This is a genomic window from Lysinibacillus telephonicus (assembly GCF_039654155.1).
Classification (GTDB): domain Bacteria; phylum Bacillota; class Bacilli; order Bacillales_A; family Planococcaceae; genus Ureibacillus; species Ureibacillus telephonicus.
On record NZ_CP155468.1, the window covers coordinates 3,507,359 to 3,520,249 of the forward strand.

Genomic DNA, 12,891 nt, shown 5'->3' on the forward strand with positions numbered 1-12,891 from the left:
TCATCATCCTTTCACAACCAAATCGTTGATGTTCACTTCATTTTTTAAGGAACCAATTTGTGTACTGATTATTTCAATATGATCGTGAAGCTGTAATGTAAAATCATTTGGCGGAACGATACACGTACCAGTCATTAATGCTGTACCTGGTAATAAATCATTATCATAGACTAAATAATCTACTAATTCTTCTAATTTACGTTTTAATTGACTAGTTACTGCATTTCCTTCAAAAACGAGTTCGCCATTTCTATAGATTCTACATGTTAGATCAATCGAATAAGGATCCTCTACTGACTCAGGAATAAGGATAGCGGGTCCTATTGAGCAAGAATTTTTCCACACCTTTGCTTGAGGTAAATAAAGAGGATTTTCACCTTCGATATCACGACAACTCATGTCATTACCTAATGTATAGCCAATAATATCCCGACCTTCACCTAAAATTAGTGTCAATTCTGGTTCTGGAATTTGCCAATTCGAATCACTGCGTATAAACACTTCACTATTTGGACCAACAACACGGCGGCCTGTAGACTTCAAAAACAACTCCGGTCTCGGTGCGTCATAAACCTTATCATAAAAAGTTTCTCTGTCTAACTCCCCATTTGTTGCCTCATAATTTCGTGCTTCTTTACTTTTTAAATAGGTCACACCTGAAGCCCAAACCTCATCAGGAACGATTGGAATTAACAGCTCAATTTCATCAATTCGTTTCTCAATTGGCTCTAAACCATTATTTTTAATAAACTCTTCAACTGTTAAACCCCCTTTTTTTAACGTATAGTAAAACTCTACGTAATTATTAAAAGGAATGTTATATATAAGATTATGTTGATCAATTAATGCACCTTGAATTTGTTCCTGATCGCGGTAACGAATAAATTTCAAATAATTCCCCTCCATATAAATGAATTATGCACCTAATAAATTAGGTAAGAACAATGAAATTGACGGGAAGAAGGCAATTAATAAAGCTGCAAATATAAGTAATAGCAAGAAAGGCCAGCTTTCTTTAATAAATTCTTCAAACCGAGTTCCAGTAATGCCGCAAGTAGTAAACATGATTGTCCCTAATGGTGGTGTTAATGTTCCTATACTTATACACATAATAAAGAAAATACCAAAGTGCACTGGATCAATCCCATATTCAATTAACATTGGCATAAATAACGGTGTTAAAATAATAATTAATACGTTCCCCTCTAAAAACATCCCTACAATTAATAGGAAAATCAATGTAATTAAGAAGAATAGAACTTCATTCGAAACAAAAGATACCATTAACTCTGTTGCCTTTTGAGGTACACGTTCCAAAGTTAAAACCCATCCAAAAGCTGAACCAGCTGCAATAATCAGTAAAACCGCTGCTGCCGTTTGAATTGTTTCTTTCAAGCTTAAAATTAATTGCTTTACTTTCATTTCCCGATAAATAAACATCCCTAGTACAATCGCATATAATACTGCGATTACACCTGCTTCAGTTGCGCTGAATGCACCAAGACGGATACCTCCGATAATAATAATCGGCAACAGTAAAGCTAGAGCAGCATCTTTAAAACTTAATAGAAAATCTTTTGTTGAATATTTGATACTTGAATCTGTTTCTAAATTGTATTTTTTTGCATAAAAATGAACATAAATCATAAAGCAAATACATAAAACAATTCCTGGCAATATCCCTGCCATAAATAATTTACCAATCGATACATTACCCACATAGCCATACATTATTAAACCGATACCTGGTGGAATAATAGGAGTAATGAGTGATGTTGAAGCTGTCAAAACTGTTGAGAAAGATTTTTTATATCCCTTTTTCTCCATTTCAGGTACTAGTATTTTCGATTGCATTGCTGCATCAGCAACATTAGAACCTGATATTCCTCCCATTAATGTACTTAATATTACGTTAACTTGAGCTAATGATCCCGGTAGCGGATTTGTAATAACTGTAGAAAAACGCAACATTCTAGAAGTTATCCCTGTATAGTTCATTAAAATACCAGCTGAAATAAAGAAGATTATTGCCAGTAGTGGAACTGACTCCATTCCGCTTATTAAACGTTGAATTAAAATTTCACTTGAAAAACTATTATTAAAAGTAAAATACATTAAACAACTTAAAATCAGCCCAAATGCAATCGGAATATTCAATAGAAATGAGATAATTAAAACTGCTAACGTTGCAAATATTGCCATTAAGCATCAATCCCTTTTTGAGTCTCTTTATAACTTGTTATTACTTGAGAAGTGAAACGAATAATTGTGAATACTGCTCCTACAATAACTGCAATATTTATATACTGATAATTGATTGTTAAAATAGGAGTCACTTTCCCAGAGACATTGCCAATAAACTTAACTCCTAAAATAATAAATACATAGATTAATACTATATATATAGAAAGAATTCTAATAAAATCTGCTACTATTCTTAATGGCTTTGGAAGTTTTTCAACAAAGTAATCTACCCCGATATGCGTGTTATATTTCATAGCCGTACTCATTCCAACAAAAATTAACCATACAAAAAGCATTAAGGTTACTTCTTCTGTCCAGGCAATCGGTTTTGAAAATAAATATCGTAAAATTACATTTGTACCTGTTAAAAGAATAATGCCAGCCAAGCTAACTACTGCAATCCAATCATCAATATTTTTTAAGAAGCTTTTTAATAGGATCATATAGTCATCCCCCAGGTATATGGACTGAATATTCAGTCTTTATTTTTCGTAAAAACCTAGATATTTATTTTAAATTCTCTAATTCAGCTAATAAATTATTATAAAGATTGTCAGACCATACATCCTCGAATTCATCATAGACGCTGGCAACTTTTTCTTTAAACAAAGCTGTATCTACTTCTACAATCTCTACACCTTCTGCTTCAAAAGCTTCCAAAACTTTTTGGTCTGTTTCTTTTAGAACTTCATATCCATAATCTGCAGCTTCAGCACCTGTTTCTTTTAAAATTGTTACAATATCCTCTGGCAGCCCATTAATAAAACTTTCGCCACCCGAAAACGACACGATAAAGCGTTGATGCCCAGTTAATGATAAATATTTTGAAACTTCTTGTACTTTTGCCCCATGAAGTACTGAAACAGGATTTTCTGCTCCATCAATTAACCCTTGTTGCAACGAAGGATATAGATCTGCAAGCGGTAGAGGAGTTGCAGCTGCACCTAGAGCCTCCATTGTTTTAATCGACATTTGATTATTCGGTACTCTCACCTTTAATCCAGCTAAATCTTCAGGTGTTTCAACTTTCTTTCCTGTCATTAAGTGACGTTCCCCATACACTACGTTTGGAATAATTACGCTAACTCCTTTATCTTTCAGTTGGTTATTAATATTACTAAACCATTCAGTATCCGTGATTTTACGCAGCAACTCTGTGTCATCTGTTAAATATGGTGCCGTTAAAATCCCAGCATCCGGGACATAATCCAGCAAAAAGTCATAACCAGCTAGAACGATGACATTATTACCTTGAATCGCTTGTTCAATTACATCCTTCTCTGCGCCTAATTGTGAGCTAGGATATAATACTAAATCAATTTGACCATTACTTTTTTCTTCAGCAAGCTCTTCCCATTTTTTCGCTAATTCATCAATTGGTTCACCTGGTTGATTTCCATATGCAATGTTAATCGTATACGTTTCTGTGTCCGCATTTGCACCATTGCTAGATGTATCAGTTGCATCCCCACAAGCAACTAGTAATAACATAGATAAAGCAATACCACTTATAAATTTTAGTTTCCCCTTTGTCATGTTTATTTCCCCCTTATTAAAATGTTGGTCCAATACGCCAAATCCCAAAATCATGCTGCATTAAAATTTCCGCTTTCGTTAATTTTCCAGAAGCAACTTTCGAAATTTCGTTAAGAATAGTTTCCCCTACTTGCTCAACAGTCTCTTTACCTTCGATAATTGTTCCACCATTAATATCCATATTTTCACTCATTCGCTCAAATACTCCTGTATTTGTTGTTATTTTAATAACGGGAGCAATGGGTGATCCTGTAGGTGTGCCTCGACCTGTAGTAAATAGAACAATTTGAGCACCACCAGCAACCATACCTGTTAATTGTTCAATATCGTGTCCTGGCGTGTCCATCCAAACTAACCCTTTTTCTGTTGGGCGTTCAGCGTAATCTATCAGTTCATTTAATGTGCTTTTTCCAGCTTTATTTGCTGCACCAAGTGATTTTTCTTCAAGTGAGCTTAAACCACCTTTAATATTCCCTGGACTTGGATTACCTGTACGGATATCAACTCCCATATTAATGGATCGCTTTTCCATAGCATCTATTACTTCATATACACGTTTAGCCACATGTTCATTTTTAGCTCGATTCGCCAATAAATGTTCTGCACCAATAAGTTCTGTTGTTTCAGCTAAAATCGATGTACCACCCAATTCAACAATCTTGTCACTTACATATCCGACAGCTGGATTTGCTGATAACCCAGAGCATGCATCTGAGCCTCCACACTCTGTCCCAATAATAAGCTCGCTAAAATCACACCATTCTCTTTGCACTTCAGATGCCTCTTGTACCAACCTCGCAGCTAATTTTGCTCCTTGTGCTATTGCATCCAATGTTCCACCTTCATCTTGAATGGATACTACTTCGACTCGTTTACCTGATGCAGCAATTTCCTTAGCTACATTACGAGCTTGATGTGTTTCACAGCCTAAACCGAGGACTACAACACCATAAACATTCGGATTTAGCCCCATCCCAACATAAGTTCTAAAAGTTTGCTCATAATCTACACCGACTTGAGCACAGCCATGTTGATGAACAAAGCTAACTGTTCCATGAACCAGTTCCGTAATTTGACGAGCAGCTTTCGTAGCACATGTGATTGTCGGTAAAATTAGTACATGATTACGAACCCCTACTCTTCCATCTGCACGACGATAGCCTAAAAATTTTCCTTTCTCAAACTGCATCTTTATCCCCTCTTCCCCTTGTTCCTTCTAGATTATGGACGTGTACATATTCCCCGCATTTAATAAATTTTGTTGCCCTGCCAATGACTTCTCCATATTTAATAATGTATCCACCTTCAGCAATATCCTGAATGGCAAACTTATGACCGAATTGAATTGGTTCTAATAAATTTATAACGCGTTGCTCATCCCCTATCGTAATCTTTAAATCTTCTACAGAAGGGATATTTTCCAAGGCTGTCGCTACATTGTCTTTTTCCGTTAATATGATACTTTTGTACATATTAAGCCCCCCTCTAAACGATTTTGTTGTATAGCTTTCCTAGTTTTTCAATTTCAACAATCATTTCATCACCAGGTTTTAAATAAACCCGCTCATTTTCTGGAAGACCAAGTATTACTCCTTCAGGGGTACCTGTTAAAATAACATCACCAGGGCTTAATGTGATATATCTAGAAATATATGAGATGATTTCTTTGCAGTTAAAAATCATATCGCTAGTATTTGAGTTTTGTCTGAGCTCTCCATTTACATAGGTTTTAATCTCTAAATCGTTTGGATTACCGACTTCATCTGCCGTTACTAAATAGGGACCTATTGGGCAAAATTTATCTAATGCTTTACCTAGTAACCATTGATTTGTTCTAAATTGTAAATCACGTGAGGATAGGTCATTCGCATTGCAGTAACCAAAAACATAATTTAAAGCGCTTTCATCAGAGACATTTTTTGTCTCTTTTCCAATTACAATCGCCAATTCTGCTTCATAATCGTTTTCACTTGAATCTTCAGGTAAAGAAATTTCCTCATTATGTGCTGCTAGAGAGTTATTGAATTTATTAAAAAGCACCGGAAACTCTGGAATAGCCATATTTGATTCCTCAGCATGCTTCCTGTAATTGAGCCCTACACATATGATTTTAGATGGCCGCTGAAGAACCGGAGCCAATGTTAGAGTAGATTCTTCCACTACAAATTCCTCTTCATGAGCTTCAATAATACTTTCTATTTTTTTAAGTAAATCTGGATTTTCAATGATATCGTGAATATTATTTAATTGAATTGAATTTTTCTCAGCATAATCAGATAACTTGAAAATACCTTCTTCCAATTTAACCCCTACACGAACTGTTTGATTCTCAACATAACTTAATAGTTTCATTTAAACACCTCTTCATATTTTTTTTCCGAAAACAGCGCCGCCATCAATATATAGTGGTGAACCCATTAAAAATTTTGACTCATCAGATGCTAAATACAATGCTGCTTGTGCTACATCAATTGGTTTCCCTAATTCATCAGATAATTGTCTCTTTTTAATGCCATTTAAAGTCTCTTCAGAATTTTCAGCAGTAGATAAATATTTTTCAACAAATGGTGTATAAATTGTTCCTGGTAATAAAGCATTCACTCTAATATTGTGTGATGCATAATCGACCTGCATCGATTTTGTCATAGCTAACACGGCACCTTTAGTTGCGGCATAAAGAACTCGGTCCTCTAAACCAATTTCAGCAACACAAGATGACATATTGATAATTGAGCCACCTCTATTTAACATCTTTTGCACAACATACTTGGACATTAGAAACACACCATTGACATTTACATTCATGACCTTATTCCAGTAATCTTGCGACAATTCATGGATTTTCCCAATACCACTTATCCCTGCATTGTTAAATAAAATATCAATTTTCCCATATTGCTCAAAAACTTTATTCACATTCTTCATCACAGCTTCTTCATTTGTTACATCTACTTCAAAAAAGGCAGTCTTATCTTGGAAGTCTTTTTCTAACTCTGCTACTGAATCATTATGAAGTAAATCAAAAATTACAACTGTAGCACCATTTTGTAAAAACAGCTTTGCGGTAGCCAAACCGATTCCCGAAGCCCCACCGGTGATAATTGCTACTTTGTTGGTCAATCTCAAACTTTTCCCCCCTTATTTTTAGAGATTTGAAGAAATGTTTCGTGCTAAATTAAGTACAGCTTCCTTCAGAACCTCTGATTTCGAATCATAATAAACATCTAAAGCGGTAACACTAACAGCTGCTATCATTTCTTTTTTATGATTGAATATTGGCGCTGCTATACAAAATAAACCCTCTTCTGTTTCTCCTCTTTCCAATACATAGCCATTTTGTTGTCCAAATTGTATCTGTTTGATTAGCTCCTCCATAGTTTGAACTGTCTTCCTTGTCAAAGGTTTAAAAGGAGGTTCTCCTAATCTTTCATATAACTCCTCATTTGGCAGGCCGCTTAATAAAACCTTCCCCATTGCAGTTGCATGAGCAGGAATCATTTGTCCTGGCTCAGTTTTAATTCGAATATTGGATTTAGATTCTACTTTTGCCAAATAACATATATTCCCCCCTTTTAAGATAGATAATTGGCATGTTTCATTGACCTGCTCCACTAATTCGTTGCCAAAGTGGTCGAAGAGTTCTATATACTTGGAATTTTCAGAATACTTAGATCCTAAAAAAGCTAAACGATAATCTATTACATAATTCTTCTTATCGTTTTTTGAAATATAGTTTAAGTTTTCCAAGGTATTGAGAATCGAATAAATGGTACTCTTGTTCAATTTTGTTTGATGAACAATTTCCATGAAACTAACACCTTGTCTACTTTCAGCTATTACATTTAAAATTACGTCCATTTTTTCAATCGATGGAACAAGATTTGTCATCAGAAGCCTCCTTGTTCTGTATAGAGAACTGGTTTTTTTATACAGAACTTATTTTTAAGTTACAACACTTACCTAGGGAAGTCAATAATGTTTTTTTCGACATAAAACAACACATAAAGTAGAAAATTACAGAGTTATAATGCGTATTCGGTTCAATAATAACTATATTTTTTTGGAAATTTAATAGTCTTGGTAGAGTTTAACTAAACTTTTTTTGAAGCTGCAGGTAAGTGTGGAAATTAAGAGGGAAATGTTGTTACACCTTTGTATCAAAGTATAAAACGAGGTTTAAGGAAAATTACTAATTGTCCTTAAACCTCGTTCTATAAAAATTTTATTATATTGGTTTCTTTATAGTCTTTAACAGTCAGTACATAGTCATAACCATTCATTAAATGTTTAAACCCCTAGATACTTATGCTGAATTTCATCATTTTCCAATAGTTCTTCAGGTGTTCCTTTCCATACAATTGTTCCTTTGTTCATAATCAGTATTTCATCAGCGGCTTGGCAGGCAAGTGAAATATTTTGCTCTACCATTAAAATTGATAATCCTGATTCCTTCAATTTTGCAACAATGTCACCTATCTGATCAATAATTACAGGCGCTAACCCTTCAGAAGGTTCATCCATAAGTAAAAATTGGGGATTGGTCATTAACGCTCGACCGATTGCGAGCATTTGCTGTTGTCCTCCTGATAATTGAGTTCCCATATTTTTTTCTCTTTCTTTTAGTACTGGAAATAATTCATAAACCTTTTCTATATCCCATTCACTAGTATCGCCCTTTAAGTTTTTTCGGGCTGCCATCGTTAGGTTCTCACGTATTGAAAGAGAGGGGAAAATACGCCTTCCTTGTGGCACAAGCCCAATTCCTTCGCGAGAAATTTGATAGGATGTAAGGGATTCTACTGGTTTACTCTTAAAGCGAATACTCCCCCTTTGAGATTTATGCAAACCTGCAATTGTATGGATTGTAGTTGATTTTCCAGCACCATTTCGACCAAGAAGGGCAACACATTTGCCTGTTGGAACAGCTAAAGATACTCCTTGGAGTATGTGACTATTGCCATAATATGCATGGACATTTTCAAGCTCAAGCATGTGCCTTTGCACCTCCTCCGAAGTAAATTTGTCTAACTGTATCATCATTTCGAACTTCTTCTGGAGTTCCACTAAAAATGACTTCACCATGATGGATTACAGTTATTCTGTCTGCAATCGCAAATACAACATCCATATCATGTTCAATTACTAATAAAGCAACTGATCTAGGAAGTTTTTGAATCATTTCAGATGTTTGTGCAGTTTCAGCCGGTGACATCCCTGAAGTCGGTTCATCCAGGAGCAAAATTTTTGGTTTAGAAGCCAGCGCTAAAAGAACCTCCAATAATCGTTGTTCACCATATGAAAGCTTGTCTACTTTTACATTTTGACGGTCGGAAATTTGCCATTGTTCAATCAGTTCTTCCGTTTCTTTTTTGAGGTCGGAATAATTTGATAATGGTTTAAAAAGTTGATAACGATAAGGTTTTAAAGCAGTTAATGCTAAATGCAGATTTTCTTTAACCGTTAGATCACCGAATAAATTATTCTTTTGGAATGTCCGTGCCATGCCTAGATGTACTAATTTATTAGGAGGAAGTTTACTAATTTCAACATCTTCTAAAAAAACAGCACCCGAATTAAGAGGTAATTGGCCTGTGATGCAATTAAATAATGTTGTTTTCCCTGCACCATTTGGCCCAATGATGACATGTCGTTCACCTGGTTGAACATCTAGAGTAACATTTTGCAAAACCTGCAGGGTATTAAAAGATTTACTGATGTTATCAACTTTTAGTAAAGTCATGTAATTACCTCCCTCTCTTCTTCGATTGGTTTTGAAGTTTCTACATTTTTTGTACCTTTTCGTATAATAAATTTCTCTTTAAAATAACCAAACCAATGGATAATACCGCCTTTACCTACAAGGACTAGGAGCACTAAAATTGCACCTAATATCAATTGCCAACGTTCAGTATATGAACTGATAAAGTTTTGCAATATAATAAATAGACCTGCACCAAGGACAGGACCGATAAGTGTTCCCACGCCACCGAAAATTACCATAATCATAACTTCCCCGGAAAATTTCCAATAAGTTAAATCAGGACTGACAAACATATTAAAATAACCATAGAGTGAACCTGCAAACCCAGCTAATGCACCTGCCAATGAATAGACTAAAAGCTTATAAACTCTAACTTCATAACCTAATGCTGCCATACGAGACGGATTTTCCATAATCCCCTTTATAATCCTTCCTGCTGGAGAATTTACAAAGAGCTTTAACAGTATATAAACAAAGATAAAAGCTATCCCCATTAAATAATAAATAGCTAAAGGACTAGCGATTTCTCCAAATCCAAAATCCAGTGTAGCTGAGACCCTCATTCCATCTGCTCCACCTGTCCAGTTTTCTAATTGCCAAGCTAATGCGTATAATAATTGACCAAAAGCAAGTGTAATCATTAAAAAATAAAAATTTGATGTACGAATGAATAGAGAACCAGTCAGTAAAGCTATTAAACCAGCAATAATGATTGCTGATAATATCAAAATATACACATTGTTAATAAATTGGCCTAAAATTGCAACAGTATAGGCACCGATTGCAAAAAATGCTGCGTGACCAAGCGATACCATACCAGCAAATCCCATAAGCAAACCCAAGCTCATTGCAAAAATTGCCATTATATAGATTTCTGTGGCCAAATCAACACCAAAACCAGAAAGTAAGAATGGTAATCCGGAAACGGATATTATTAAAATTAAAATAATAAATAGATTATTTTTCATTGTGACACCACTTTCCCGTAAAGTCCTTGTGGTCGAATCATCAGAACAACAACCATAAGTAAAAATACAATTAGCATGGACAGTGATGGGAACCAAATTTTACCTAATGTTTCGATTAATCCAATTAATATTGCACCAACGAAACTACCTTTCCAAGAACCGAGTCCTCCAATAACCACGACAATTAGCGATGTTACGAGAATATCAGAATCCATCCCTGTATACATGCCGATTAATGGCCCACCTAAAACTCCACTAAGGCCTGCCAGCCCAGCTCCAAAAGCAAAAACACCTGTAAAAACAAGACGAACATTGATGCCTAGAGCTGCAACCATTGCCCGATCATCTACACCCGCACGAATAATTGCTCCTACACGTGTTCTACTTTCAAGATACCAAAGTATAACAGCAAGAATACAACCAACAAGGACTACAAAAAGACGATATGCTGGAAACACCATCTCTCCAATTGTTATAGAAGAATTTAATAGCTCAGGTACTGCAATTGTTTGCATTTCTGTACCCCAAATCCATTTTGCACAATCTGCAATAACAAATGTCAAACCAAATGTTAGAAGAACTTGCTCGAGTTCTTTTCCATATAATTTATTAATTAATAACTTTTCTATAATAATTCCTAGAATTGCAGTAACAATGACTGCCAACAATAGTGCTAACCAGAAATTCAAATGTAAACTCATGAAAGTAAACGCAAAATAAGTTCCAAGCAAAAAGAATGCCCCATGAGCTAGATTAACAACATTCATTACCCCCAAAATAATTGTTAATCCTGCTGCAATCATAAAATACAGCATTCCATATGCTACCCCTGTTAATAATTGAACGATGTAGATAGACATATATCTCCCCCACTTCCTTAAATAAATTGGTAGGAATTTATCCCGGTGTAACTGTCCGTAAGACTACCACCTCAAGCTTCAAAAGAAATAAGAAGATAGATGAGAGTTAACGGACGCTAACACCTTGATTGGTTGCAGACTAAAAACGCCATATCCTGTCCCAACATCTGCATAACCCACGTCCTGTGTATCAGAACTCCCCCACTGATCGAAGTTTCACTTTATCACTAAATTCCTACAAAATTTATTTACTACTTTGCCGGATTTGTTTCAGGCATTGTCACATTTTCAATTGTCTCAATTACTTCTGGAACTACTTGACCATCCTTTTTCACATTTTCTACAATATAGAAATTTTGAATTGGATTATTTGTTTTCGGATCAATTGTAATTGGACCGCGTGGACTATCAAATGAAATACCTTTTAATACTTTTACCAACTCCTCAGTATCAACACTTCCAGCTTCCTTAATTGCTTTATCAATGATTAAAGCCGAGTCATACCCTTGTACAGAGAAAGTATTTGGAAGTTTGTTATACATTTTTTGGTAAGCTTCTACAAATTGTTTGTTTTCCTCATTATCTATCCATGGAGAATAAATAATTCCAGAAACAATACCTTCTGCAGAATCTCCTGATGGTTCAACAATTAACAAATCTCCAAACTCCATAGGACCAGTTAATGGTATTTTTCCTTTTAGTCCAAAGTCATTATATTGTTGTACAAATCGAATACCATCACTACCAGTAAAGAAGGCATATACTACATCTGGATTTGTTTGAGAAACATCTGTCAAATAAGTAGCAAAATCATTTGTGCCTAATTTTGGATAAACTTCTTTGACAACTTTCCCACCTGAAGCTTCAAATGATTCTTTAAACGCACTTGCAACCTCTTGCCCTGCTGGATAATCTGGTGCGATTACCATCGCAGTTTTCCCAATATTATTTGCTATATAAGATCCTGCGCTGCTTCCATTTTGCCAGTTAGAGAAAGAAGTTCGAATCACATAATCACTTCGTAGATCCCAAGAAAGGTCGTTCCCCGCAGCATTAGCATCAATTAATATAACTTTATCTTTTTCTACTTCATCACGAAGTGCGTAGACAACACTTGATGAAATAGGTCCAACAAGGAAATTAACTTTCTCACTCCCTACCAAGTTTTTATATTTTCTTAATGCAACTTGTGGATTTGCTTCATCATCTTCAAAGATTAATTCAACTTCCCTGCCGCCAAGTTTGTTGTCATTCTGTTCTAAATAGAGTTTGAAGCCATTTTTAATATTTTCAGATAGCGGTGCAAATGTACCCGAATCCGAAAGAATAAATCCTATTTTTATTTTATCTTGAGAAGCAGCATCGCCACTTTCTCCAGAATTACCACATGCTGAAAGAATCATCACAACTATAAGCAACATTACACCTATAAACTTCCACTTTGTTTTTCGCATTTGGTTCTCCCCTTTAGTTCCAAAATATTGAATTTTTTACAAAGACAAATTTTATTTCCCCTAAGCTT

The 12,891-nt window shown here is 35.2% G+C and carries 14 protein-coding genes; all 14 read right to left on the bottom strand.

What is annotated here, in order from left to right:
• Window positions 1–3: 3 nt before the first annotated feature.
• The 14 genes from MKY04_RS17010 to MKY04_RS17075 all read right to left on the bottom strand — a co-directional run bounded on the left by MKY04_RS17010 (window position 4) and on the right by MKY04_RS17075 (window position 12,823).
• The gene (locus MKY04_RS17010; RefSeq protein WP_346234807.1) at window positions 4–891 is read right to left on the bottom strand and encodes a fumarylacetoacetate hydrolase family protein; all 888 of its coding nucleotides are present in this window, start codon (window positions 889–891) and stop codon (window positions 4–6) included.
• Between the two features lie 24 nt (window positions 892–915).
• The gene (locus MKY04_RS17015; protein WP_346234808.1) at window positions 916–2,202 is read right to left on the bottom strand and encodes a TRAP transporter large permease; all 1,287 of its coding nucleotides are present in this window, start codon (window positions 2,200–2,202) and stop codon (window positions 916–918) included.
• Window positions 2,202–2,687, bottom strand: coding sequence for a TRAP transporter small permease (locus MKY04_RS17020; RefSeq protein WP_126294887.1), 486 nt, complete (start codon window positions 2,685–2,687; stop codon window positions 2,202–2,204). The genes MKY04_RS17015 and MKY04_RS17020 overlap by 1 nt, the downstream gene beginning before the upstream one ends.
• A gap of 64 nt (window positions 2,688–2,751) precedes the next feature.
• Complete coding sequence (locus MKY04_RS17025; RefSeq protein ID WP_126294888.1) at window positions 2,752–3,780, bottom strand: C4-dicarboxylate TRAP transporter substrate-binding protein; 1,029 nt, start codon at window positions 3,778–3,780, stop codon at window positions 2,752–2,754.
• A 16-nt stretch (window positions 3,781–3,796) separates the two neighbouring features.
• Window positions 3,797–4,969, bottom strand: a complete 1,173-nt coding sequence (locus MKY04_RS17030; RefSeq protein WP_126294889.1) for a UxaA family hydrolase — start codon at window positions 4,967–4,969, stop codon at window positions 3,797–3,799.
• Window positions 4,959–5,252 carry a UxaA family hydrolase gene (locus MKY04_RS17035; RefSeq protein ID WP_126294890.1) on the bottom strand — a complete coding sequence of 98 codons (294 nt, stop codon included), beginning with the start codon at window positions 5,250–5,252 and terminating at the stop codon, window positions 4,959–4,961. Before MKY04_RS17035 ends, MKY04_RS17030 begins: the two co-directional genes overlap by 11 nt.
• A gap of 13 nt (window positions 5,253–5,265) precedes the next feature.
• Window positions 5,266–6,132 carry a fumarylacetoacetate hydrolase family protein gene (locus tag MKY04_RS17040; protein ID WP_346234809.1) on the bottom strand — a complete coding sequence of 289 codons (867 nt, stop codon included), beginning with the start codon at window positions 6,130–6,132 and terminating at the stop codon, window positions 5,266–5,268.
• 12 nt (window positions 6,133–6,144) lie between these two features.
• Entirely contained in the window at window positions 6,145–6,906 is a 762-nt protein-coding gene (locus tag MKY04_RS17045) for an SDR family oxidoreductase (protein ID WP_346234810.1), read from the bottom strand.
• Between the two features lie 18 nt (window positions 6,907–6,924).
• Entirely contained in the window at window positions 6,925–7,668 is a 744-nt protein-coding gene (locus MKY04_RS17050; protein WP_346234811.1) for an IclR family transcriptional regulator, read from the bottom strand.
• A 399-nt stretch (window positions 7,669–8,067) separates the two neighbouring features.
• A complete protein-coding gene (locus MKY04_RS17055) occupies window positions 8,068–8,772 on the bottom strand; it encodes an ABC transporter ATP-binding protein (protein WP_346234812.1) in 705 nt (234 codons plus the stop codon).
• A complete protein-coding gene (locus MKY04_RS17060; protein WP_346234813.1) occupies window positions 8,765–9,520 on the bottom strand; it encodes an ABC transporter ATP-binding protein in 756 nt (251 codons plus the stop codon). Before MKY04_RS17060 ends, MKY04_RS17055 begins: the two co-directional genes overlap by 8 nt.
• A complete protein-coding gene (locus tag MKY04_RS17065) occupies window positions 9,517–10,509 on the bottom strand; it encodes a branched-chain amino acid ABC transporter permease (RefSeq protein ID WP_126294899.1) in 993 nt (330 codons plus the stop codon). Before MKY04_RS17065 ends, MKY04_RS17060 begins: the two co-directional genes overlap by 4 nt.
• A complete protein-coding gene (locus MKY04_RS17070) occupies window positions 10,506–11,369 on the bottom strand; it encodes a branched-chain amino acid ABC transporter permease (protein WP_126294900.1) in 864 nt (287 codons plus the stop codon). Before MKY04_RS17070 ends, MKY04_RS17065 begins: the two co-directional genes overlap by 4 nt.
• Before the next feature lie 251 nt (window positions 11,370–11,620).
• Window positions 11,621–12,823: an ABC transporter substrate-binding protein gene (locus MKY04_RS17075; protein WP_126294902.1), complete on the bottom strand. Its 1,203-nt coding sequence runs from the start codon at window positions 12,821–12,823 to the stop codon at window positions 11,621–11,623.
• Window positions 12,824–12,891: the final 68 nt, after the last annotated feature.